22 protein-coding genes are annotated in these 23,819 nt (G+C 36.7%); 17 read left to right on the forward strand and 5 right to left on the reverse strand.

All coding sequences use genetic code 11. The features are described 5' to 3' along the window. Positions 1-390: 390 nt before the first annotated feature. Together dgt and FKR84_RS10170 are read left to right on the forward strand one after the other, a co-directional pair. The gene (dgt, locus tag FKR84_RS10165) at positions 391-1,737 is read left to right on the forward strand and encodes a dGTP triphosphohydrolase (protein ID WP_141422203.1); all 1,347 of its coding nucleotides are present in this window, start codon (positions 391-393) and stop codon (positions 1,735-1,737) included. Positions 1,738-1,837: 100 nt separating this feature from the next. Further along, the gene (locus FKR84_RS10170; RefSeq protein ID WP_233357736.1) at positions 1,838-4,489 is read left to right on the forward strand and encodes a T9SS-dependent M36 family metallopeptidase; all 2,652 of its coding nucleotides are present in this window, start codon (positions 1,838-1,840) and stop codon (positions 4,487-4,489) included. Between the two features lie 282 nt (positions 4,490-4,771). Here the strand turns inward: FKR84_RS10170 and FKR84_RS10175 are convergent, their stop codons facing one another. Then, positions 4,772-6,550: a 1-deoxy-D-xylulose-5-phosphate synthase gene (locus tag FKR84_RS10175; protein ID WP_141422204.1), complete on the reverse strand. Its 1,779-nt coding sequence runs from the start codon at positions 6,548-6,550 to the stop codon at positions 4,772-4,774. Between the two features lie 38 nt (positions 6,551-6,588). On the opposite strand from FKR84_RS10175, the gene FKR84_RS10180 reads away from it, so the two are divergent. The 15 genes from FKR84_RS10180 (at position 6,589) to FKR84_RS10250 (ending at position 19,867) form a co-directional block, all read left to right on the forward strand. After that, positions 6,589-7,038, forward strand: coding sequence for a nucleoside deaminase (locus FKR84_RS10180; protein WP_141422205.1), 450 nt, complete (start codon positions 6,589-6,591; stop codon positions 7,036-7,038). A gap of 180 nt (positions 7,039-7,218) precedes the next feature. Beyond that, complete coding sequence (locus FKR84_RS10185) at positions 7,219-7,581, forward strand: hypothetical protein (protein WP_141422206.1); 363 nt, start codon at positions 7,219-7,221, stop codon at positions 7,579-7,581. A 489-nt stretch (positions 7,582-8,070) separates the two neighbouring features. Further along, positions 8,071-8,997 (forward strand): quinolinate synthase NadA, encoded by a 927-nt coding sequence (nadA, locus tag FKR84_RS10190; RefSeq protein ID WP_141422207.1) that lies wholly within the window; start codon positions 8,071-8,073, stop codon positions 8,995-8,997. Continuing rightward, positions 8,997-10,583, forward strand: a complete 1,587-nt coding sequence (gene nadB, locus FKR84_RS10195; protein ID WP_141422208.1) for an L-aspartate oxidase — start codon at positions 8,997-8,999, stop codon at positions 10,581-10,583. Before nadA ends, nadB begins: the two co-directional genes overlap by 1 nt. Positions 10,584-10,779: 196 nt before the next feature. Next, positions 10,780-11,391, forward strand: coding sequence for a TetR/AcrR family transcriptional regulator (locus tag FKR84_RS10200; RefSeq protein WP_141422209.1), 612 nt, complete (start codon positions 10,780-10,782; stop codon positions 11,389-11,391). A 3-nt stretch (positions 11,392-11,394) separates the two neighbouring features. Next, a complete protein-coding gene (locus FKR84_RS10205) occupies positions 11,395-12,657 on the forward strand; it encodes a TolC family protein (protein ID WP_141422210.1) in 1,263 nt (420 codons plus the stop codon). Between the two features lie 9 nt (positions 12,658-12,666). After that, positions 12,667-13,548: an HlyD family secretion protein gene (locus FKR84_RS10210; protein ID WP_141422211.1), complete on the forward strand. Its 882-nt coding sequence runs from the start codon at positions 12,667-12,669 to the stop codon at positions 13,546-13,548. Positions 13,549-13,566: 18 nt separating this feature from the next. After that, positions 13,567-14,073, forward strand: coding sequence for a hypothetical protein (locus FKR84_RS10215; RefSeq protein WP_141422212.1), 507 nt, complete (start codon positions 13,567-13,569; stop codon positions 14,071-14,073). Positions 14,074-14,201: 128 nt separating this feature from the next. Further along, entirely contained in the window at positions 14,202-14,678 is a 477-nt protein-coding gene (locus FKR84_RS10220; protein ID WP_141422213.1) for a Dps family protein, read from the forward strand. 4 nt (positions 14,679-14,682) lie between these two features. Further along, positions 14,683-15,585 (forward strand): ABC transporter ATP-binding protein, encoded by a 903-nt coding sequence (locus FKR84_RS10225; protein ID WP_141422214.1) that lies wholly within the window; start codon positions 14,683-14,685, stop codon positions 15,583-15,585. Beyond that, the gene (locus FKR84_RS10230) at positions 15,585-16,319 is read left to right on the forward strand and encodes an ABC transporter ATP-binding protein (protein WP_141422215.1); all 735 of its coding nucleotides are present in this window, start codon (positions 15,585-15,587) and stop codon (positions 16,317-16,319) included. The genes FKR84_RS10225 and FKR84_RS10230 overlap by 1 nt, the downstream gene beginning before the upstream one ends. A gap of 50 nt (positions 16,320-16,369) precedes the next feature. Beyond that, on the forward strand, positions 16,370-17,476 hold the full coding sequence (locus tag FKR84_RS10235) for an ABC transporter permease (protein ID WP_141422216.1): 1,107 nt from the start codon (positions 16,370-16,372) through the stop codon (positions 17,474-17,476). Then, positions 17,476-18,597, forward strand: coding sequence for an ABC transporter permease (locus FKR84_RS10240; RefSeq protein WP_141422217.1), 1,122 nt, complete (start codon positions 17,476-17,478; stop codon positions 18,595-18,597). The genes FKR84_RS10235 and FKR84_RS10240 overlap by 1 nt, the downstream gene beginning before the upstream one ends. Beyond that, complete coding sequence (locus tag FKR84_RS10245) at positions 18,597-18,989, forward strand: hypothetical protein (RefSeq protein WP_141422218.1); 393 nt, start codon at positions 18,597-18,599, stop codon at positions 18,987-18,989. The genes FKR84_RS10240 and FKR84_RS10245 overlap by 1 nt, the downstream gene beginning before the upstream one ends. A 35-nt stretch (positions 18,990-19,024) precedes the next feature. Then, the gene (locus FKR84_RS10250; RefSeq protein WP_141422219.1) at positions 19,025-19,867 is read left to right on the forward strand and encodes a restriction endonuclease; all 843 of its coding nucleotides are present in this window, start codon (positions 19,025-19,027) and stop codon (positions 19,865-19,867) included. Positions 19,868-20,158: 291 nt separating this feature from the next. On the opposite strand, the gene FKR84_RS10255 is transcribed toward FKR84_RS10250, so the two are convergent. From FKR84_RS10255 to FKR84_RS10270, 4 genes are all read right to left on the reverse strand, one after another. Then, complete coding sequence (locus tag FKR84_RS10255; RefSeq protein WP_141422220.1) at positions 20,159-21,529, reverse strand: MBL fold metallo-hydrolase RNA specificity domain-containing protein; 1,371 nt, start codon at positions 21,527-21,529, stop codon at positions 20,159-20,161. Between the two features lie 49 nt (positions 21,530-21,578). Beyond that, a complete protein-coding gene (locus FKR84_RS10260; protein WP_141422221.1) occupies positions 21,579-22,160 on the reverse strand; it encodes a cytochrome b/b6 domain-containing protein in 582 nt (193 codons plus the stop codon). Positions 22,161-22,192: 32 nt separating this feature from the next. Further along, positions 22,193-22,582: a DUF302 domain-containing protein gene (locus FKR84_RS10265; RefSeq protein ID WP_141422222.1), complete on the reverse strand. Its 390-nt coding sequence runs from the start codon at positions 22,580-22,582 to the stop codon at positions 22,193-22,195. 92 nt (positions 22,583-22,674) lie between these two features. Further along, the gene (locus FKR84_RS10270) at positions 22,675-23,817 is read right to left on the reverse strand and encodes an efflux RND transporter periplasmic adaptor subunit (RefSeq protein ID WP_141422223.1); all 1,143 of its coding nucleotides are present in this window, start codon (positions 23,815-23,817) and stop codon (positions 22,675-22,677) included. Between the last annotated feature and the right edge of the window lie 2 nt (positions 23,818-23,819).

Raw genomic sequence — 23,819 nt, forward strand, 5'->3', positions numbered from 1 at the left:
TCAAGCTTAATATGTTTGAAATAAAAAAATATTTTAAAATACAAACTTCATAATTTCTTAAAAAAAAGCTTAGAGCGTAAATTTCATATAAACAGTTTATATTATTTTAGTTCTTCTTCGGTATAGATAAGTTTTTCTGTACAGAATTTTCATCCCTAAATAGTTTTGGGCTTGCTTCGTTTTAACCTGTATCTTACGAGCGGTAACCAGAGGAATACACAGTAAAGAAAATGAACAAAGAGTTTATTGGAACGCAAGTTTTCTATTGTCTTATAAATTTTTCAATTAAAAAGCTTATTACTTTTCTAACAATTATTAACTAAGTCCTTTCTTACTATTCATAGCCAAAAATTTCGACAAGTTTAGTATTTTTACGCACAAAAATAAGCTATGAATTGGCAACAACTTCTCTCTTTAAACCGTTACGGAGATACACAACCGCGTTTACGAAAAGATCAAGACGATACCCGCTTGGGTTTTGAAGTAGATTATGACCGTGTTATTTTTTCTTCGGCTTTTAGAAGCCTGCAAGATAAAACGCAGGTTATTCCGCTTTCTAAAACAGACTTTGTACATACGCGTTTAACACATAGCTTAGAAGTTTCTGTGGTGGGCAGATCTTTAGGAAGAAATGTTGGAAAGAAAATCATTGAAAAATATCCTGAACTTTCTAAAACTTACGCCTATAAATTTAACGATTTTGGTGCTATTGTAGCAGCTGCTGCTCTAGCACACGATATTGGCAACCCTCCTTTTGGGCATTCTGGAGAGAAAGCAATTGGAGAATATTTTAAATCCGGAAACGGCAAACGTTTTAAAGAACAACTTACCGAAAAACAATACCAAGACCTCACTAATTTTGAAGGCAACGCCAACGGTTTTAAACTCTTAACCCAAACCAAAGATGGTATAAAAGATGGTTTGAGACTTTCATATGCTACTTTGGGGGCTTTTACAAAATATCCTAAAGAATCTCTACCGCATAAACCAACCAAAATGGTAAGCGACAAGAAGTTTGGTTTTTTTCAAAGCGAAAAAGATATTTTTGATACCGTTGCCACGGAATTGGGAATGAAAAATGTTTCTAAAGATAACAACATTAGATACGCTCGGCATCCATTGGCATTTTTGGTAGAAGCCGCAGACGACATTTGCTACACCATTATAGATTTTGAAGACGGCATTAATTTAGGTCTAATTGAAGAAGATGTAGCTTTAGAGTTTTTAATAAAACTTGTAAAAGACAAAATTTATACAGAAAAATACAACCAATTAACCACCACTAATAGCAGATTAGGTTATCTACGATCTCTTGCCATTAGCACTTTAATAGAGGAAGCAGAAAGAGTCTTTATGGAAAATGAAACTGCTATCTTAAATGGTAATTTTGATACTGCTCTTTTAAAGAAGACAAGATTTACCGCGCAAATAGATGACATTCTCAGCATTAGCAGACAAAAAATCTATGAAAGCAAAGAAGTAACAGAAAAAGAAATTGCCGGTTATAAAATAATTGCTACCCTCTTAGATGCCTACACCAAAGCTATAGAAAACAGCATCAATCAAAATTCTGGAAATTACGACAAATTGCTTTATAAAAATTTTCTAAAAGACATTCCTTTAGAAAAAACAGATACTTATACTTGGTTAATATCTTTGTGTAGTCAAGTCGCCGCTTTAACAGATGGCAATGCGTTACGAGATTACAAAAAATTATCTGGATTACACGTTTTTTAAAAAAGTGTAGTAAAAAAAACATTTTTAACAATTGTTAAGTAGGAATACCATATTTATTTGTATATTTTTAGCGAAAATTTAACATTTCAAAACTTAAATTATGTTGAAAAAGTATTTTTCAAGCCTTTTAATTGCGCTAATGCTCGTCCCCATGGGTGTTATAGCCCAAGATATAGAAATTAGTACTATTCAGGGCTATTTATCTTCTAACTCCTCGTTAAAACAAAGTGATATTGCCGGTATAAAAATTAAAGACCAGCATTTCTCTAAAAGTCTTAACGGCCAAATGGTTTATGTACAACAGCACCATCAAAATGTACCGGTATTTAATGCTATGGGTAGTTTTTTGGTAAAGAATGGTCGTGTAACCCAAGCAAAAAATAATTTTATATCAGATTTAAGCACGAAAGCAAATACTACGCAAACCGCTTTTGGCCCCACACAAGCAGTAAATAAAGTTGCTGCTGCTTTAAACCTTAATCCAACAGGTTTAGAACTTCTCTCTTCTGAAGAAGGCATTTATGAATTTAACAATGCAGGAATTTCCGCTACAAATATCCAAGCAACTAAAGTTTATTACCCTTCCGGGGAAAATATGCGCCTGGCTTGGGAAGTTAGTTTACAATTAAAAGACGGTTCGCATTGGTGGAATATTCGCTTAGATGCAAGTAATGGAACAATTCTGCACCGCGATGATTGGATTGTTTCCTGTAATTTCGATACAGAAAAGCACAGTACACTAGCACATCGTATGCACGCAAATGCGGCTAATCAATTTGGTTTTAAAGCGGCAAGTTCTCCACAAGATGGTTCTATCTATAATGTTTTTCCTATGGCTGCTCAATCTCCAAATTTTGGTACGCGCACTTTAGAAAACAATCCAGCAAACGCTTTAGGTTCTCCTTACGGATGGCATGATACAGACCAAGTTGTTGGTCCAGAATATACAATCACACGCGGTAACAATGTTTTTGCATATGAAAACAGAGACGGCGATAACGCAACAGGATATGCTCCCGATGGCGGAAGCAACCTAAATTTTGATTTTGCCTTAAACTTACAACAAGATCCAGATGGTTACATAGACGCCTCGGTAACTAATTTATTTTACTGGAATAATATCGTACATGATTTATGGTATAACTATGGTTTTGACGAACCCAGCGGTAATTTTCAGCAAAATAACTATGGAAGAGGTGCTACATTTACAGCTAACGATCCTGTTTATGCTAGAGGTCAAGATGGCGCAAACCAAGGCCCCGGAAATAATGCCACTTTTGGAACACCTCCAGATGGTCAAAGTCCGGTTATGCGCATGTTTACTTGGGCACCAACTGGTGCTCCGCAAGTTTTAACCGTAAATTCGCCTTCTAACTTTGCAGGTAGTTATACAGGAACCACAGCCAATTTTGGTCCGTCAATTCCGGTAACCGGAATTACCGGAGACTTTGTAATTGCAGAAGATGATAATGCAGGCAACTCGATAGACCCTTATGATGCTTGTGATAATATTACCAATGCAAGTGCAATAGATGGTAACATAGCTATAATACGCAGAGGAGAATGCTCTTTTGTTGATAAAGTAAATGCAATGCAACAAGCCGGCGCCATTGCTGTAATTATTGTAAATAACGAGTCTGGACCTCCAATTAATATGGGTGGAAACTCTGGAACCATCACAATTCCATCAATTATGCTTACTTTATCAGATGGTTTACCAATGATAAATGCTATTGAAGCTGGAAATACTATCAATGGTACTATTATAGAAAGCGGACCTTATCAAAAAGACGGTTCTTTAGACGGTACAATTATAGCACACGAATATGGCCACGGAGTTTCTAACAGATTAACCGGCGGTAGCGCTAATGCCAGCTGTCTTTATTCTTGCGAAGAAGTAGACGAAGACGGCAATTGTATACAATATACAGAACAAATGGGCGAAGGCTGGAGCGATTACATAAGCTTAACTATGACTATGAAGTCTGGTGATCAAGCTACAGACCCTAGAAGTATTGCTACTTATGCAATTGGACAAGATGCTAACGGTACAGGACTTAGAAATGCTCCGTACTCAACAGATTTCTCTATCAACGACTTTACTTATGGAGACACAAACAATAGTTTCCAATTAAGCGCTCCGCACGGGGTCGGTTTTGTTTGGGCTACTATGTTATGGGATATGACTTGGGGTTTAATAGACGAACACGGTTTTGATCCGGATATTTATAATGGTACAGGAGGTAATAATATTGCTATGCAATTGGTTATAGATGGTATGAAATTACAAGCTTGCAACCCTGGATTTATAGATGGGAGAGATGCTATTTTACAAGCCGACATGGAAGCTAATAATGGAGAAAATCAATGTATAATCTGGACCGCTTTTGCCAATAGAGGTCTAGGTTACAGTGCAGATCAAGGCAATCCTTTAGATCGTGCAGATCAAACCGAAGCTTTTGATATGCCACCGGCTAATGTATTAGATTGTAGTATGGCTGCACAAAGTTATAATAACGAGCAGTTTATTATTTATCCTAACCCGGCAAGCAATTTGGTTAATATTAAAACCAAAGCTGCTGCAGGAAATACTAAAGTGCAGATTTTTGATATCAATGGGCGTTCGGTAATGCAGCGCGATTTGGGTGCAGAACAAACCCAAATAAATGTTTCTAACCTTACGACAGGAGTATATATCTTAAAGATAGCTAACGATACAGCTTCACAAACTGAAAAATTGATTATAGAATAATTGAGTTAGAAGCTTATTTAAAAAAACCGAGGCGGTATTTCTACTGCCTCGGTTTTTTTATGGAATTGGTAAAGACTATATTAAGTAAGTAAGAAAAAATTCTTTATTCTCATGCTACAAAATAGCTATAAGCCAACAATCTTTCTCCCAGAGACCCAACCAGAAATTATTTTACGGAAGAATTTTATTTAACCGATTTAGAGACTTAGGTTTTACCTTTCGTTGAAATATTAAAGTGAGTTCGGCAGAAAATTCAAATTATTTTCTTCTTTTTCTCCAACCTTATTCCTTCAACAGGTCTTGAAACAACTCTAATAACTTTTGTGTAGAAATTCCGCACAAAGCGTGCAGCTCTTCTACTTTACCGTGCTGCACAAAGGCATCGGGCACACCCAAATTAATGATTTGATGCAAATGCGGGCCGCTGTTTAAAAAACTGCCAATTGCCTCGCCAACACCGCCAGCAATAACGCCTTCCTCTATAGTGATAACAGTAGAAAATTTTTGCTTAACGTAATCTAGCATTTCCTTATCTAAAGGTTTAATGCTTCGCATATCTATAATTTCAATTAAAGAAGGATTCTCTAATTGTTTGCGAGCTTCTAAAGCATTTTCTACAATAGTGCCAACGCTTACTACTGCTATTTTTGTTCCTTTCTTAATAACCTTTGCTTCCCCAAAAGAGAAAACCTCAAAAGACTTCCGCCAATTCAAAAGTTTACCCCTGCCCCGCGGATATCTTATACAAATTGGGCCATTACTATAAGTAGAAGCAGTGTATAAAGCATTTCTTAATTCTATAGCATTAGAGGGAGCCAAAATTATAAGGTTGGGTATAGAGCGCAAATATGCAATATCAAAAACCCCGTGGTGCGTTGCGCCGTCTTGGCCAACCAACCCGGCACGATCTATGCAAAAAACAACCGGTAAGTTTTGCAAGGCTACGTCGTGAATTACTTGATCGTAGGCGCGTTGTAAAAAAGTAGAGTAAATGGCGCAAAACACTTTAAAACCCTGCGTGGCCATTCCTGCAGATAAGGTTACTGCGTGTTGTTCTGCTATACCCACATCTAAAGCCCGCTCAGGAAAAACTTGCATCATATATTTTAAAGAGCTTCCGGTAGGCATAGCGGGAGTAATGCCAATTATTTTTTTATTTTCTTTTGCCAAATCTACCAAAGTCAAGCCAAAAACATCCTGAAATTTGGGTGGCAGATTTTTATTGGGCGTTTCTATAATTGCGCCGGTGGTTTTATCAAACTTCCCCGGTGCGTGATAACGCACTTGATCTTCTTCGGCTTTTTGTAAGCCTTTACCTTTTTTGGTAATTACATGTAAAAATTTAGGACCATCCTTATCTTTTAATTCCGCGAAAGCGTTAATAATAGCATCTATAGAATGCCCGTCTATTGGTCCGGAATAATTAAAATTTAATGCTTCTATAATATTGGCTTGACGTGGCTTTTTACCAATTCCGGCTTTGGTTAAATAATCTTTTAAAGCGCCAACACTGGGGTCTATTCCTATTGCATTATCGTTTAAAACAATCCATAAATTAGCTTTGGTTACCCCGGCGTGGTTTAAACCTTCAAAAGCCATTCCGCTGGCAATAGAAGCATCGCCAATAATGGCAATATGATTTTTTCTATAATCGCCTTTTAATTGCGAAGCCAAGGCCATTCCTAAAGCCGCAGAAATACTGGTAGAACTGTGGCCAACCCCAAAAGTATCGTAAATACTTTCTTCTGGTTTAGGAAAGCCACTTATGCCATTAAGTTGTCTGTTGCTGCCAAAAACATCTCGTCTTCCGGTTAATATTTTATGGCCATAAGCTTGGTGACCAACGTCCCAAACCAACAAATCTTTGGGCGTATCAAAAAAGTAATGTAACGCAATGCTAAGTTCTACAACCCCTAAACTGGCGCCCAAATGCCCTTCTTTTGTAGAAACTATATCTATGATATATTCGCGTAGTTCTTTTGCTAGCTGCGGAAGTTTCTCTTGTTTGAGCTTTCGTAAATCTGCTGGTATGTTTATCGTATGTAAAATAGCATCGTTCATGCTTACAAAGGTAAAGTTTGAATTTGTATTTTTGCTAAATGTTACAAGCTTTTGACGATTCTTATTTTATGAAAAAAGCGCTTGAAGAAGCGCAACGCGCTTACGAACGTGACGAAATTCCTGTTGGAGCCGTTATTGTGCACCAGCAAAATATTATTGGCCGGGCGCATAACTTAACCGAGTTGCTAAACGATGTTACCGCTCATGCCGAAATGCAGGCTATAACCGCAGCTGCAAATTACTTGGGTGGTAAATACTTGCGCGATTGTACAATGTATGTAACCCTAGAGCCTTGCCAAATGTGCGCCGGCGCTTTGTATTGGAGTCAGTTAAGTAAATTGGTAATTGCCGCTCCAGATAAAAATCGCGGCTTTAAAGCAATGGGCGCAAAATTACATCCTAAAACCAAGGTGATTGAAGGTCTTATGGAAGAAGAGGCCGCGCGTTTACTGAAATCTTTCTTTATTGAAAAAAGAAATTTAAACTAAGCCTAATAGCAGTGCTTTACGGAATTTTTTGAGTCTTTATTTTACCGGCAATCAAGCTCTTAACTACCTACTCGTTTTTTAGTAAAGTTTTAGCAAACAGCGTTAAACTATAACTAAAAAGCTTTTTTAAAAGGTGCCCACTCCCTACTTTAGAGAAACCAAACCACTAACACCATTATCATGACGGCCTATCTAACTACAAAGGAAATTCAGACTTCCTTACAGACCTTAATTAAAGAATATATTAGACAATGTAAAGAAGATTCAGAGTTATGCGAAGATTTTAAAACCTTGCTTAAACATTGCTTTAAAGCAAAATATGCCCTAATTAATAAAGAAGGAAAAATAGAAATTGGGATTAAAAACCCCGACTCTAATGCTTTGTATAACAACTTCAGACAAGAAGATTATGCATTAGATGAAATAGAAAAAGTCTTAAACCGTAAGGTTCAATCGGCTCCAGAGCAGCAGATAAAATATTATGGTAATTTTATTAATGCTACGAAAAAAAGCCCTGCTAAAGAGGTTATTTTTATAGGTTGATTTTTTATAAATAAAACGAAAAAAACTCTGACTCTCTCTTGGCTGTCGGAGTTTTTTAATGTTTCTTGATGGAAGAATATTTACACTTTACGGAAATAATTTTGGTCGTCAACTTGGTAAGAAATTTTCTGGCTTTGAAACTTAGAATTAGAAACCTACTTAAGAAAACAGTGTATAAACCATAACTACTTTTTCCATAATTTAATACTCCAAAAAGTGACATTTGTCATATATCTATTAAGAGCGATACTTTACTTTTAACCCAATTTTAGCAAAAGATATTGCTAATCAATTTTATACCGTATCTATTAATTTAAGTTGCTCGTTTATTTTATCTACAACTTGCGTTTGTGCGAAATTTATGTTGGTAAAAAACACTTTCTTAATTCCGAAAAGAGATTTTTATTTCTTACATACTGTATTGTTATTTTTCTACTTAAACATTTTATTCTTCAACCTATTTATTTAAAAAATTAAATTAAAAGCACGATGAACTTGCATCAAGAAATAACTCAACTAAAGAAGCAGAAAAACGCTGTTATATTAGCACACTATTACCAAGTTCCGGAAATTCAAGAAGTAGCAGATTATGTTGGCGATAGTCTTGGTCTGGCGCAAAAAGCAGCAGAAACTAATGCAGAAATTATTGTTTTTGCAGGTGTGCACTTTATGGCCGAAACCGCAAAAATATTAAACCCTAACAAAAAAGTTTTGTTACCAGATTTGATGGCAGGTTGTTCTCTTGCAGATTCTTGCCCTCCGGAAGCATTTAAAAAATTGGTAGACGCCCACCCAAATCACGTAGTTATTACTTACGTAAATTGTTCGGCAGAAGTAAAGGCTTTAAGCGATATTATTTGCACCTCTTCTAATGCCGAAAAAATTGTAAACTCTGTACCAAAAGACGTTCCTATTATTTTTGCCCCCGATAAGAATTTAGGAAAATACATACAAAAACAAACTGGCAGGGAAATGCTGCTGTGGGATGGCGCTTGCATCGTGCACGAAGCTTTTTCTTTAGACAAGCTTTTAAAACTGCACCAAGAGCATCCGGAGGCAAAAATAATTGCTCACCCCGAGAGTGAAAGCCACATCTTACAAACCGCCTCTTACGTTGGCTCTACTGCCGGGATGATAAAGCACGTAAAAACAAATCCTGCAAAATCTTATATAGTTGCTACAGAAGCAGGAATTCTTCATAAAATGCAACAAGAAGTGCCGCAAACTACACTTATTCCTGCCCCGGCAGAAGAAGATAATACTTGTGCGTGTAGCGAATGTGCTTTTATGAAAATGAACACCTTACAGAAATTATACGACTGTTTGGCAACCGAAACGCCAAAAATTGAAGTTTCTAAAACAATTAGAGAAAAAGCTATTTTGCCAATAGAGCACATGCTCGAATTATCAAAATAATGATTAAAACTAATTTTTTAATTATAGGGTCCGGTGCTGCAGGATTAACGCTAGCAGTAAAACTCGCTGCTAAATTTTCGCATAAAAAAGTAATGGTGGTTACCAAAGCCAGTCAAGCAGAAAGTAACACCAAATACGCACAAGGCGGTATAGCGGCAGTTTTCAATTTAAAAAAAGATTCCTACCAACAACACATTCAAGATACACTAAAGGCCGGCGATGGACTCTGTGATAAAACAGTAGTAGAAATGGTCATTAAAAATGGTCCGCTACGATTAAACGAATTGATCTCGTGGGGCGCTAATTTTGACACCAACCCTAATGGTAAACTTAATTTAGGTAAGGAAGGCGGACATTCAAAATACAGGATAATTCACCACAAAGACGCAACCGGTAACGAGATAGAACATACACTGCTTAAACGCATCAAAAAGTTTAAAAATATACAAGTCTTGCCCCATCATTTTGCTATAGATTTACTTACCAATCGTTTAGTAAACAAAAAAGACCGTAAAGAAATAGCTTGCCAAGGCGCTTATATAGCAGATCAAATTTCTGGCGATTTTTTTACTATTCAAGCAGATTTTACCACTTTGGCTTCGGGTGGCATAGGACAAGTATATGGCCACACTACAAATCCTAAAGTTGCTACCGGAGATGGGATTGCAATGGCTTACCGAGCGAAAGCTAAAGTAAAAGATATGGAATTTATACAATTTCATCCCACAGCTTTTTACGATGGTAAAAATGGTGTTTCTTTTTTAATTTCGGAAGCTTTACGCGGCTATGGTGCCTATTTAAGAAATAAAAACGGAGAGCGTTTTATGCTAAATTACGATACGCGCGCAGAACTAGCCTCCCGCGACATTGTTTCCCGGGCTATTCATTCTGAAATGAAAAAACTTAAGCATAATAATGTTTACCTAGATTGTACACATCTTTCTATAGATGATTTAAGGCTAAAATTCCCAACTATCTATAGAACTTGTATTTCCAAAAATATAGATTTAAAAAAAGATTGGATACCCGTAGTACCCGCAGCTCATTACTTGTGCGGAGGCATAATGGTAGATATTAATGGTAAAACCTCTTTAAAAAATCTTTTTGCTTGTGGCGAATGTGCCCGCACCGGGTTGCATGGTGCAAACAGGTTAGCTTCTAACTCTCTATTAGAAGCCCTGGTTTATGCCGACAGAATATTTAAGTATATAAATAAAAAAGCTGTTATACCTCATCCTGTTTCTGTGGAAGTTATAAGCAACGATTTACCCATATATGGGAATTTAGAGAGTATTATGCAAAAAAGAATAGAATTGCAGTATATAATGCGAAATTATGCAGGTGTGGTTAGAAATTATTACGATTTGAAAATAGCTGCGCTTCAAGTAGAAAAGCTACATAAAACTACAGAAAAACTCTTTCAAGAATATAAGTTTAACGCAGCTTTATATGAATTTCGTAATATGATAGAAGTAGCACGTTTAATAATAGAGCATTCCCTAAATAGAAATGAGAATAAAGGCGGTTACTTTAATAAAGATAATGCCATAGATTCTCCTATAAAAACTGAAAGTAGTATTGAATAAATAAGCACTTCATTTCTTTCTAAAGTTGTACACCAAAATTATCTGGTAGCTATTAAAACCTATCTATTTAGAAACCTAAAAAATACCCCTTAAGGCTAAGAACCAGTAACTTAAATATTTATTTTTAAAAATCTTCTTTTAATATCATTAATTTAGTTATCTTTGTTAACCAAATGGTTAAACCAAAAAGTTAATAATGCCAAAACAGAAGACTGAAAATACCGAAAAGCAAATTTTAGATGCCGCTGAAAATATCTTTCAAACCAAAGGGATGAGTGGCGCGAGAATGCAGGAAATTGCCGATAAGGCAGGAATAAATAAAGCGATGCTGCATTATTACTACCGCAGCAAACAATCGCTGTTTGAAGCGGTTTTTAAGAAAGCTTTTTCTTTATTGGCACCTCAACTCAACGCCATTCTAAATGACGATTCTTCTATAGAAAATAAAATCACCAATTTTACCCATAACTATATTACGTTTATTTCCAAACATCCCTATATCCCAAATTTTATCATTCAGGAATTAAACCGTAACCCCGGCTTTATTGAAAAGATTCAGGAAAACAGCGCTTTTCCGTCTTTGGATAAATTCAATGCGCAGGTAGAAAAGGAAGTAAAAGACGGTGTTTTAAAACCTACCGACGGAAAACAGCTTTTTATTCATATTCTCTCGCTCAATATTTTCCCTTTCGTTGCCACACCCCTGGTAAAAGGCTTTTTAAAATTAAATGACAAAGAGTTCAAAAAATTGATGGAACAACGTAAAACCGAAGTTTCAGAATTTATTATTAATTCCATTAAAAAATAAGCGATGAAGAAGTTGGTGTTCATACTAATTGGTGTTTTGTCTATTAAGGCTTCTGCCCAGCAAACATTGAGCTTACAAGAATGTTATGCGCTTGTCGAAAAGAACTATCCGCTGGCATCTAATGCCAATTTACTGGAAGAAAAAGCAAATTTCGATATAGAAGTATTGAAAAAAAACCGTTTACCCAAATTGGATATCAATGCTCAGGCTACTTACCAGTCAGAGGTGATCGAATTTCCCGGCGATATCCCAAATGCCAATTTTGAAACACCGAATAAAGATCAATACCGCGCCACACTGGATGCGAACCAACTTATCTACAACGGCGGAAGCATTGCGGCAAGAGCCAGTTTAAAAAATGCCGAAATGAAAACCCTTCAACAAGAAGTTGCGGTTAATCTATACGGATTAAAAGGCCGTATCAATAAAAATTACTTCAACGTCTTGCTATTTCAGGAACAAATAAACTTGTTGCAGTCTAAGATGGAACAACTGAAAGCACGTGCAAAAGAAGTGGAGAGCGGCGTGAAATATGGTGTCGTTTTGGTTTCTTCCCAACAGGTGCTGCAAGCCGAAATATTAAAGTTGGAACAACAAGTTACCGAAGCAGATTTTGCCAGGAAAAAGTCCCTAGAACATTTGTCGCAACTTCTGGCAACCAATTTAAACGAGCGTACAAATTTGGTTAAACCGAATATATTAATCAACGCTGCTAATAATTCGGCTCGACCGGAAGTAAAACTTTTTGACTTGCAACAACAGCAACTGGAAACCTCGAAAACAGTGCTTGAAAAAGCCAACTACCCCAATTTATTTGGGTTTGCCCAGGCCGGTTATGGCAATCCGGGCCTCAATATGTTAGAAAATTCGTTTGAGGATTTTTATATGGTGGGTCTAAAAGTGAACTGGAACATCTTTGATTGGGGCAAGACAAAACAACAGAAAAAAGCGGTGGACGTTTCAAAAGAAATGATAGCAACCGAAAAAGAAACCTTTGAGTTGAACAATAACATTGAAGTTAAGGGAGCTATGAGCGAGATTAATAAATACCAGGAATTGCTGCAAAGCGACTCCGGCATCATAGAAATGCGCAAAAAAGTACTGGAAGCTACCACTGTGCAATTTCAAAACGGGGCGATCACTTCTTCGGAATATATTACTGAATTGAACAATCTTTATGAAGCAGAGATTAACCAGGATTTACACGAAGTGCAGTTATTACTCGCAAAAGCGAATTACAAGGTAATAAAAGGAGATTTAAATTAAATAGAAGAAATGAAAAGTGTAAAAATAATAATTGCAGTAAATATTTTTAGCGTACTGATTTCCTGTTCAGATACTGAAAAAGCCGATGGTTATGGCAATTTTGAAGCTACTGAAATCACGGTTTCTGCTGAAGCAAACGGCAAACTTCAATTTTTAAATGTGGATGAAGGTCAAGTTTTAGAAAAAGGACTGCTTGTAGGTTTGGTAGATACGCTTCAGCTTTATTTAAACAAACAGCAGTTACTGGCTTCAAAAGAAACAGTTGCTTCAAAATCTGGCGGAGTTTGGTCACAAATAAGTGTCTTGCAGGAGCAATTGCAAACCGCAAAAACGGAACAAGAACGGGTTAAAAATATGTTTGATGAAAGCGCTGCAACCCAACGCCAAATGGACCAAGCTAATAGTCAGGTAGATGTGCTAAAAAAGCAAATAGAAAATGTGGAAACGCAAAATTCGCCTATTGTAAACGAGGTGAAAGCCATCGACGCCAAAATAGCGCAAATCAACGATCAGATTGAAAAATCTAAAATAGAAAATCCCGTAAACGGTACAGTTTTAACCCAATATGCCGAACCAAGTGAAGTTGTTTCGTTTGCAAGACCGCTTTATAAAATTGCCAATTTAGATGTCATGACTTTGCGCGTATATGTAAGTCAACCGCAATTGGCCAATATTAAAATTGGTCAGGAAGTTACCGTAAAAATTGATGATGGGGAAGAACTAAAGTCTTATTCAGGTAAAATTGATTGGATTTCAGATACGGCAGAGTTTACCCCTAAAATCATTCAAACAAAAGAAGAACGCGCAAATCTTGTATATGCGGTCACCATTAAAGTTAAAAACGACGGCAGCCTGAAAATAGGAATGCCGGCAGAAATGTGGATAAATTAATAATAAAAATCAAACACTATGAAAAAAACAATTTTAACAACGCTATTTCTTTCAGCTTTAATGATAGGCTGTCAAGATAACAAAACTAAAAACAACGAAACTTCGGAAACTACAGAGGAGGTTCAAAATCATAAAGAGAAGAAGATCACTAAAGACGCTAAAGGTCAGGCAGCAGTCTATAAAAACGCCTGGGTAAACGAAATTGAACTCGACAGCGGTGCCAAATGGGAAGCTAATTTAGAAACCAATGAAGGTGTAGAAAAAATGCTGAAATTGGTAGAAGCCAGTGATCCCACAAGCGTGGAAGACTATCACAGCTTGGCTTCAGAATTAAATGAAGAAAACAATTATGTAATTAAAAAATGTACAATGACACGACCTTCTCACGATAACCTGCACGTTTTCCTGCATCCACTTATCGAGAAAATCGCGGCCCTGGGAGAAGTTTCCTCTACAGAAAAAGGAGCTAAAATCACAGCGGGTATCAAAAAAAACCTGGAAGGTTATTACGATTATTTTAAATAGTAAAACAAGGAAAAAAGACAATTAGACTCCGAGAAACGCTTTAAAAGCCAGCTTTTTGCCTAATTACATTTCTTAAAACAAGAAACGAGTTTAAATCGAATATTAGTAATTAATTAAAATCAAATATTATGAGCAATTTAAATGAAATTGGTTTAAATACCGAAAAGTCAAAAAACAATGCCGAAAAATTAAATAAGCTTTTGGCCAATTATTCCATTTTTTACCAAAATACCAGAGGTTTTCACTGGAATATAAAAGGCGATAAATTCTTTGAACTTCACGTAAAGTTTGAAGAGTTGTACAACGATTTAAAAATAAAAATCGATGAAGTTGCCGAACGTATTTTAACCCTTGGATTTACGCCAGAGCATAGGTATTCAAAATATGACACAGTATCCATTATAGACGAAAGTGAATTAATTTCTGATGGTTTGGAAGCTGTAGAAAATATTTTGAATTCTTATTCTACTATTTTAACGATGCAACGGGAAATCCTCGATACGGCAACCGATGCCAACGATGAAGGAACCGTGGCCTTGATGAGCGATTACATTCAGCAGCAAGAAAAAGAAGTTTGGATGTATTCTTCCTTATTAAATAAATAGAAATATGGGTATTTCCCTGCGCAACATCGACAAATCCTATAAAAAGGTAAAAGCCGTTGAGGACATTTCGTTCGAGGTGAAACCGGGCGAATTGTTTGGGCTGATTGGGCCCGATGGCGCGGGGAAAACTACCATTTTTAGAATACTCACCACCCTTTTAATTCCGGATAACGGCAGCGCAAAAGTAGCAGGATATGATATTATAGACGATTATAAAGCCATACGGAAATCGGTTGGCTATATGCCGGGGCGCTTTTCACTTTATCAAGATTTGACGGTAGAAGAAAACCTAAATTTTTTCGCCACCATTTTCGGGACGACCATTGAAGAAAACTACGATTTGATCGAGGATATTTACGTGCAAATTGAACCTTTTAAAGACCGCCGCGCCGGAAAGCTTTCAGGAGGAATGAAACAAAAATTGGCTTTGTCCTGTGCTTTAATACACAAACCAAAAGTGCTTTTTTTGGATGAACCCACCACGGGCGTAGATCCGGTTTCACGGAAAGAATTTTGGGAAATGCTTAAGCGTTTACAGAAAAAAGGGATTACCATTCTGGTCTCCACTCCCTATATGGACGAGGCGGCTTTATGCGATCGGATTGCCTTGATTCAGGATGGGGGAATATTGGAAATTGACAGTCCGGAAAACATAGTAGATAAATTTCCAAAGACCATTTACAATGTGGGTGCCGACAATATGTATAAATTGATACAAAGCCTTCAACATTATGAACACGTGTACAGCGTATTTCCTTTTGGGGAATTTGTGCACTACACCGATAAACGGGATGCATTTGAAACAGAAGATTTAAAATCATATCTAAAAAAAGAAGGTCTCACGCAAATAAACATAGAAGCCACCCAACCCAATATTGAGGATGCCTTTATGGAATTAGCCAAATAATGAAAAATAAAAACGTCATAGAAGCTGAAGAGTTGACCAAAACCTTTGGTGATTTTAAAGCTGTAAATGCCATTGGCTTTGAAGTAAAAAAAGGGGAGATTTTTGGTTTTCTAGGAGCCAACGGTGCAGGAAAAACCACAGCCATGAAAATGCTGATAGGAATTTCTAAACCTACTTCAGGCAAGGCAAAGGTTGCAGGATATGACGTGTATTCCCAAACCGAAGCCATTAAGAGAAATATTGGCTATATGAGCCAAAAATTTGCGCTTTATGACGACTTAACGGTAAAAGAAAACATTACATTTTTTGGGGGTATTTATGGTTTATCGAGAAAAAGAATAAAGGAGAAGAGAGCACAATTGATCGCCGAATTGGGTCTGGAAGAAATCAGCAATAAATTGGTGGGATCGCTGCCCTTAGGCTGGAAACAAAAGTTAGCTTTTTCGGTATCGCTATTACACGAGCCCAAAATTGTTTTTCTGGATGAACCCACCGGTGGTGTTGACCCTATTACCCGCCGACAGTTTTGGGAAATGATCTATAAAGCAGCCCACGGAGGCACCACCATTTTCGTAACTACCCATTATATGGATGAAGCCGAATATTGCGACCGGGTTTCCATAATGGTAGAAGGCAAAATAGAAGCGCTGGACACGCCCAAAAAACTAAAAGAGCAATTTGAAGTTGATTCTATGAACGATGTGTTTTTAAAATTGGCAAGGAATATTGAATAACCCAAACCTCACAGGTATCAGAGACCTATGAGGTCTATTGATCACAAGTAATGAAAAGATTTACAGGTTTTATAAAAAAAGAATTCTACCATATCTTTCGGGATAGGCGATCGCTGTTTATCCTTTTTGGGATGCCAATTGCTCAAATCTTGCTTTTCGGATTTGCCATTACCAACGAGATCAATAATGTGGATATTGCCATCTTAGACCATTCCAAAGATGCTACCACAGAAGAAATTATCAATAAGATTTCAGCATCAAAATATTTCAGTATAAAACAGATGATTGCCCGCGAAGCGGAGATTGAACCCGCTTTCAAAAATGGAAAAATTAAAGCGGTATTAAATTTTGAAAATGATTTCAGTAAAAATCTCATCAAAGAAAGACAAGCGAAAATTCAAATAATAACCGATGCCACCGACCCAAATACAGCCAATTCCATCACTAACTATATCAATGCCATACTTCAAAACTACCAGCAATCAGAAAACAAGGGAATTCAAATAGAATATCAGATTATCCCTAAAACCAGAATGGTTTACAACCCCGAACTTAAAAGTGTATTTATGTTCGTGCCCGGAGTAATGACCATTATTTTAATGCTGGTTTCGGCAATGATGACTTCCATCTCTATTACTCGGGAAAAAGAATTGGGAACGATGGAAATTTTATTGGTCTCGCCGCTAAAGCCTTTCCAAGTAATTATCGGAAAAGTAGTGCCATATATCTTTCTATCAATTATCAACGCTGCCGTAATTGTACTCTTGAGCATTTTTGTATTTGGGATGCCGGTTCAGGGTAGCTTGTTTTTATTGGGTGCGGAAAGCGTGCTATTTATCATTACGTCATTGGCGCTAGGAATTTTAATCTCAACCATAGCAGAAACCCAGCAAGCAGCAATGATGATTTCCCTTATGGGCTTAATGCTGCCCGTAATCCTGTTATCGGGATTTATTTTTCCGATTACGAGTATGCCGCAACCCCTTCAAATAATTAGCAACATTATTCCCGCCAAATGGTTCATTATCATCATTAAAGGAATTATGCTAAAAGGAATTGGAATAGCCTATATCTGGAAAGAAACACTGATTTTAATTGCAATGACGGTGTTTTTTATTGGGTTAAGTGTGAAAAAATATAAAATACGGCTGGAGTAATGAAGATCATAGGCTATATCATACAAAAAGAGTTTAGGCAAATCTTTAGGAATAAAGGGATGTTGCCCATTATTTTTATCCTGCCCATATTGCAGTTGCTCATCCTATCGAATGCGGCTACTTATGAAGTGAAAAATATAAAATTCGCTTATATTGATAACGATCATACCTCCACCTCCCGCGCTCTGGTCGAGAAATTTAGCGCTTCTACCTATTTTGATGTGTTGACTGATTTCCCTTCCAACGAAAAAGCCAGTTCGGCAATGTTGGCAGGAGAGGTTGACGTGATACTAGAAATCCCCAATAATTTTGAACGTAACTTACTTACGGAGAAATCGGGTGAATTATCAATTATTATCAATGCGATTGATGGTGCTGCAGCTGGGGTGGAAAGTGGCTATATAAACCAAATTGTGCAAAATTTTAACCAGGAGGTTAGATTGAACATAATGCAAAGGTCCGAAAAAGGAATACAACCAGTACAAATACAAGCTATTCCTTCTTTTTGGTACAACATCACTTTAGATTATAAAACTTTTATGGTGCCGGGCATCCTGGTTTTATTGGTAACGATGATCACTTTATTCCTTTCCGGAATGAACATTGTACGCGAAAAAGAAATAGGCACCTTAGAACAAATAAACGTAACACCAATTGGCAAAGGCCAGTTTATTATCGGGAAATTATTTCCGTTTTGGGTTATTGGTATGGGCTTATTGACCATTGGTTTAATCCTCGCAAAAATCATTTTCAACACGCCAATGCTAGGTAGTTTATTACTGCTTTATGCCTACACTTCGGTTTATATTTTAGTGATTTTGGGAATGGGCTTGTTTATTTCCAATTTTACTGATACGCAACAACAGGCTATGTTCATCGCCTGGTTTTTTGTAGTGATTTTTATTTTGATGAGCGGTTTGTTCACGCCCATAGAAAGTATGCCCAAATGGGCACAGATCATTACCGAATTCAATCCCATTAAATACTTTGTAGAAATTGTACGAATGGTATTGCTGAAGGGTTCCGGTTTAAAGGATATTTTTCCACAGTTGTGGAAAACAGTTTTATACGCTATTTTAATGAATGGGTTGGCAGTATGGAGTTATAAAAAAACAAACTAATGGAAAGAAAAAAAGTAATTAGAATAATCATCGCATTGGTGTTATTTCTTTTCGCAGCTGTAACCTTATTTATGAGCAGTGCTGTTTTATTCGATTGGTTTGGTATTCGTGCAAAACAAGGAAATTTTGTGCCTTTTATAGTCAAAACCAATCTAACAGCAGGGGTCTTGTATTTACTTGTTCTTTATGGTTTTTTAAAATCAGAAAAGTGGGCGTTTTGGGTTATGCTTACCGTAGCCTTAATCCTTCTTTACGCTTTTGGCCTGTTTTACATCCATATTCATACCGGCGGCTTATATGAAAATAAAACTATTGCAGCGATGGCTTTTAGGATTTTGCTCACGCTAATCATTAGTGGATTTATTTACATAAACCTTAATAAAAGAACTTAAAAAAGGCGAAATTCTACGATTTTAAAATACACAAAATGGAAAAAGACAGCATAGCAATTGTAAAATCTAGTGGAGATAGTGAAAGTTTTAACGTTGAAAAACTAAAAACTTCCCTTAGGAGAAGCATGGCTTCGGAAGAAGAAATAGAATTAATTGCAGCCGAAATAGAGTCGATGCTCTACAACGGTATGTCAACAAAAAAGATCTACCGAAAAGCTTTTTCACTTTTAAAAAAATACAACCGCATTTCGGCTTCCAAATATAGTTTAAAACGTGCTATTTTGGATTTGGGTCCCACCGGTTTTCCTTTTGAACGCCTAATTGGCGCACTTTTAAGCCATAAAGGTTTTAAGACAACTGTGGGTGTCATTCTGCAAGGTAAATGTGTTACACACGAAGTGGATGTTTTGGCAGAAAAAGAAGGAAACACCTATGCCATTGAATGTAAATTTCATTCAGACCCCAAAGCTGTTAGCAATGTAAAAGTGCCTCTTTATATAAATTCCAGATTTTTAGATATTCAAGAGCATTGGAACAATAAACCCGAAAAAGAATCGCATTTAAAACAAGGCTGGCTAGTAACCAACACTCGCTTTTCTAAAGATGCTATTGATTATGCCACCTGCGTAGGCTTGCATTTATTAAGTTGGAATTATCCTAAAAACAATGGTATAAAACACAACGTGGATGAGTTTGCACTCTATCCCATAACTACCTTGACCACCTTGACAAAACGGGAAAAAGATCTCATTATAGAAAACAATATTATTCTCACGGAAGAGTTGTTCGAGTCAAAATTTATACTAAAAAAAATAGGTGTTTCAGAGTTACGCCAAAAAAGAATATTAGATGAAATAAAAAACCTCTGTAATTTGTAGACGATTAAGTAAATCATTTAGGAGCCATCTATTTTTGAAGGCTTCTTAGTCGATTTTTTTCCTGTCCAATCCTTCACTTTTATATGGACAAGCGGCAGCATTCTTAAAGTGTTTATCTTTTTTCTGTTAAAAAATTTTTTACGAAAAGTGCGGGAGGAGCATCGCAAAATCCGCAAAGATTATAAAATTTTAATAATCAAAACTCTGCGATTCTTTGCGTTTTTTACTTTGCGAGCTTCGCGTGAAACAACTCTATGTTAATCAATAAATCAAACACACTGATTAGTTCCTCTAAATCATAATCTCCCTAACGGTATTTAACTTCGGGATACTCACCTTCCAGTTATTTTCATCCTGCAATTTCACACGCAAAGCATCTTGCGCCGTAGGTTCGCCGTGAATAAGGAAAGTTTCTTCCGGAATGTTCTTGATTTCGCTTACCCAATCTAAAAGTCCGTGTTGATCGGCGTGCGCCGACAGGCTTTCTATATGATGTATTTCTGCTTTCACAGCATGATACTTTCCGAAAAACTTTAACTCCTGCGCGCCTTCCAACAACTGTCTTCCACGTGTTCCTTCTGCCTGATAGCCTACCAGCAAAACCGTAGTGTTCGGCTTGTCTATCATTTGTTTTAAATAGGTTAACACCCTTCCCCCGGTTACCATACCGCTTCCGGCAATAACCACTTTTGGCTGCGAATTGTCTATGGTTTCCCAAGTTTCTTTATAGGAAGTAATAATATTCATCCTGTTGTTCATCGCCCTAAAATCTCGCATTGGTATTTTATGCCAATCGGGAAAGCTATCAAAAACAGAAAGAACATTATTACCCATAGGGCTATCTATAAAAATTGGGATATTCGGAATTCGGTTTTCATTGTAGAGTTTCCAAAACAAAAACATTAAAGTTTGCAAGCGTTCTACTGCGAATGACGGAATTATTAAATTGCCGCGGTTATGGATGGTTTTATTAATAAGCGAGACTAGTTTTTCTGAAACGCTTTCTTCTGGATGGCATTTCCCGCCGTAAGTGCTTTCCATAAAGAGATAATCTGCCCATTCTGGTTTCTGTGGCGGGTAAAGTAATAGGTCTTCTTCCCGACCAATATCCCCTGAAAAAACAAAGATTTTACCGAAGATCTCCAACTCGATAAAAGTCGCTCCAATAATATGCCCGTTATAACGGAATCGGTATCTGATATTTTCCGATAGTTTTAGCCACTTATCTTTTTCTTCATACTGAAAAAAACCTAGACTAAACTCGGCGTCTTTAATGGTATAGAAAGGCTCTGCGGGATGATGTTTAGAATAGCCTTCTTTATTGGCACGTTCAGCTTCTTCTTCGTGAATTTTAGCACTATCCAACAATATAATTTTAGTTATTGCTAGCGTAGGCGAGGTGCCGATAATTTTTCCGCGAAAACCCTGTTTTACCAATCGTGGTAAATAACCCGTATGGTCTAAATGACCGTGCGTCAATAAAACCACATCTATTGCCGAAACATCTATTGGCAGGTCTTCCCAATTTTTTTCACGCAGTTCTTTTAAGCCCTGAAACATTCCGCAATCTATCAAAATGTTCTGCTCCGGTGTTTCCAGATAGAATTTAGAACCAGTCACTGTTCCCGCAGCTCCCAGAAAATGGATTTTTATGTTTTTCATATCAATAGCTTTTATATAAAGGCGTTGTTTTCACCATAGACTACATTGATTATTTTAATTTATTAGTAGAACCCCGAACTATCCTTGAAATAATTCCGCTTTGATTTGTGAATTCTGCCATGACTACACCTCCAATGTGTAATGCAATAAATGCTAGGAGATAGTAAATGCCAAGAACATGGATTTCTTCCATAGGTTTTTTCAAATCTTTTGGCCCCAATTCTATAATAAGCCCTGTAACTAATGACACTACCACACATACATAAAAAATGATGTACGTCCATTTCTGAAACTGCTGTTTAAAGGATAGATTTTTATCCAGTGGGTTTTGAAACTTCATAGTTCCGAAAAAAGGTAAAATAAAGCGCAAACTGAATAAACCCACCAAAACATATCCTAAATAAATATGCCAATCCCACATTGGTGCTCTTATCTGTTTTGCAAGAACAATAAGCTGATCACGGGAGAGTGATTGGTCGGTACTAGCTAGATAAGTCTGAATAATATCTGCCATATTGTATTTATTCATCCAGGTCAACCTTAGAAAAATAGTCACCAACAAAAGCAAAAAAGTAATTGCTATTGTCCAATGGATAATTCGGTAGATTCTAGAATATTTCACCGTTTCCATACTATTTTATTTAAGTTTAAGCTATAGAGCTTTTATATACTTTGAATAATTTTAGCCAATTTCTCTTGGACGTCTTTGGCAATTTCTCCCAACTCATCATTTTCTACAGCCGTCATAGAAGCTGCAGGATCTACAGCCGAAACCTCAACGGTACCGAGTTCTTTTTCCTGTACTATTACATTACAAGGCAGCATTGTTCCTATCTTATCTTCGGCTTTTAGGGCTTCATACGCCATTTTCGGATTGCAGGCGCCTAGAATCGTATAGTTATAAAAATCGGCATCCAATTTCTTTTTCAGGGTTGCTTTTAGATCTATTTCGGTCAATACGCCAAAACCTTCTTTTTTTAAAGCTTCGGTAGTTTTTTCAATAGCTTCTTTAAAACTTGCGTTTTTTAACGTTGTGCTTATATAATATTTCATAATTCAATAATTTTAATAGTTAAGTTTAAGATACAAATAAAAACCTGTTTTTCTGTAACTTACATCACAAAAGAACGTCTTAATGGCAAAGTTTATTCCTGGAGCAAAATAAATGCGCCCTTGGTCAAAAAGTTGGCCTCTGAGTTTAGGTTTTTATTGGTTTTAAATGCGGTAAAACCCTGGTAATTTCCTATAATTTTTACTTCTACGGAATTAAATTCAATGCCTTTGTTATCTTCAGCAGTAACTTGTAAAACATATTTTTTTCCATCCAATTCTACCACAGCATTTTCCGGCAGTGCCATATACTCCGATTCTCCGGTAATAATTTTGGCATCCACAAACATTCCGGCCGTAAAATTATAAGCGTCTTTTTCAGCAATATGACCGTGAACCATAGCAATACGTCTATTTTGCTCAATGGTAGTTCCTACCAAATGAACTTCGCCCTTAAATTCTTGTTTGGAAGCTTCCGGAATCGTAAAGCTTATTTGCTGTCCTTTTTTAAGGTGCAGCAAATCTTTTTCAAAAACCTTCAATTCTAAGTGAATGTGGTCGCTGTTCATAATTTCCATAATCTTATCTGCCGGGGAAACATAGGTTCCCATATTCACGAAAACCCGGGTTACATTGCCATCAATTGGACTATAAATAGCTACTTGCGAAACAATAGTTCCAGCTTCCACCAAAGCAGGATTGATATTCAGCATTTCAAGGTTTTTCTTTAAACTGTTCTTTCTTGCCAAATTAGATTTATAGTCACTTTCAGCTTTTAAAAAACTTTTTTGGGAAGTGATTTTTTCCTCCAGCATAATTTTCTGTCGCTCATATTCGGCTTTGAGGTACGAAAGCTGTTCCACCACCTCCAGATAGTTTTGTTGCATCGTGATAAACTCGGGGTTTTCCAGAGTTACCAAGCGCTGCCCTTTTTTAACTTGATCACCTACCAACAAAGGAGTGTCCTTAATATAACCGCCGGAGAAAGCACTTATTATTGCTTTACTCTGCGGCGGCACATCTATAACACCGGTAGTTTGTACAGTTTCAGCAAAGCGTTTTTTAGTAAGTTTTCCCAACGCCATTTTTTCGCCTTCAAATTGTGCTTTAGAAAGATAAATGCGCTCTTTTTGGGTTTCTTCGGAAGTTGTTTCGGTAAGATTTATCTCTTTTTCTGAATTGTTGCAAGACCCTAATAATAGGATTAAAAGCAACGGGATAGATTTTATAAATTTCATAG

It is taken from the genome of Haloflavibacter putidus, from assembly GCF_006546625.1.
GTDB lineage: Bacteria > Bacteroidota > Bacteroidia > Flavobacteriales > Flavobacteriaceae > Mesonia > Mesonia putida.

Bases quoted from the DNA above. Each gene is read 5' to 3' on its own strand.
- dgt (WP_141422203.1), top strand. From the start codon at position 391: ATGAATTGGCAACAACTTCTCTCTTTAAACCGTTACGGAGATACACAA.
- FKR84_RS10170 (WP_233357736.1), top strand. From the start codon at position 1,838: ATGTTGAAAAAGTATTTTTCAAGCCTTTTAATTGCGCTAATGCTCGTC.
- FKR84_RS10175 (WP_141422204.1), bottom strand. From the start codon at position 6,550: ATGAACGATGCTATTTTACATACGATAAACATACCAGCAGATTTACGA.
- FKR84_RS10180 (WP_141422205.1), top strand. From the start codon at position 6,589: ATGTTACAAGCTTTTGACGATTCTTATTTTATGAAAAAAGCGCTTGAA.
- FKR84_RS10185 (WP_141422206.1), top strand. From the start codon at position 7,219: ATGACGGCCTATCTAACTACAAAGGAAATTCAGACTTCCTTACAGACC.
- nadA (WP_141422207.1), top strand. From the start codon at position 8,071: ATGAACTTGCATCAAGAAATAACTCAACTAAAGAAGCAGAAAAACGCT.
- nadB (WP_141422208.1), top strand. From the start codon at position 8,997: ATGATTAAAACTAATTTTTTAATTATAGGGTCCGGTGCTGCAGGATTA.
- FKR84_RS10200 (WP_141422209.1), top strand. From the start codon at position 10,780: ATGCCAAAACAGAAGACTGAAAATACCGAAAAGCAAATTTTAGATGCC.
- FKR84_RS10205 (WP_141422210.1), top strand. From the start codon at position 11,395: ATGAAGAAGTTGGTGTTCATACTAATTGGTGTTTTGTCTATTAAGGCT.
- FKR84_RS10210 (WP_141422211.1), top strand. From the start codon at position 12,667: ATGAAAAGTGTAAAAATAATAATTGCAGTAAATATTTTTAGCGTACTG.
- FKR84_RS10215 (WP_141422212.1), top strand. From the start codon at position 13,567: ATGAAAAAAACAATTTTAACAACGCTATTTCTTTCAGCTTTAATGATA.
- FKR84_RS10220 (WP_141422213.1), top strand. From the start codon at position 14,202: ATGAGCAATTTAAATGAAATTGGTTTAAATACCGAAAAGTCAAAAAAC.
- FKR84_RS10225 (WP_141422214.1), top strand. From the start codon at position 14,683: ATGGGTATTTCCCTGCGCAACATCGACAAATCCTATAAAAAGGTAAAA.
- FKR84_RS10230 (WP_141422215.1), top strand. From the start codon at position 15,585: ATGAAAAATAAAAACGTCATAGAAGCTGAAGAGTTGACCAAAACCTTT.
- FKR84_RS10235 (WP_141422216.1), top strand. From the start codon at position 16,370: ATGAAAAGATTTACAGGTTTTATAAAAAAAGAATTCTACCATATCTTT.
- FKR84_RS10240 (WP_141422217.1), top strand. From the start codon at position 17,476: ATGAAGATCATAGGCTATATCATACAAAAAGAGTTTAGGCAAATCTTT.
- FKR84_RS10245 (WP_141422218.1), top strand. From the start codon at position 18,597: ATGGAAAGAAAAAAAGTAATTAGAATAATCATCGCATTGGTGTTATTT.
- FKR84_RS10250 (WP_141422219.1), top strand. From the start codon at position 19,025: ATGGAAAAAGACAGCATAGCAATTGTAAAATCTAGTGGAGATAGTGAA.
- FKR84_RS10255 (WP_141422220.1), bottom strand. From the start codon at position 21,529: ATGAAAAACATAAAAATCCATTTTCTGGGAGCTGCGGGAACAGTGACT.
- FKR84_RS10260 (WP_141422221.1), bottom strand. From the start codon at position 22,160: ATGGAAACGGTGAAATATTCTAGAATCTACCGAATTATCCATTGGACA.
- FKR84_RS10265 (WP_141422222.1), bottom strand. From the start codon at position 22,582: ATGAAATATTATATAAGCACAACGTTAAAAAACGCAAGTTTTAAAGAA.
- FKR84_RS10270 (WP_141422223.1), bottom strand. From the start codon at position 23,817: ATGAAATTTATAAAATCTATCCCGTTGCTTTTAATCCTATTATTAGGG.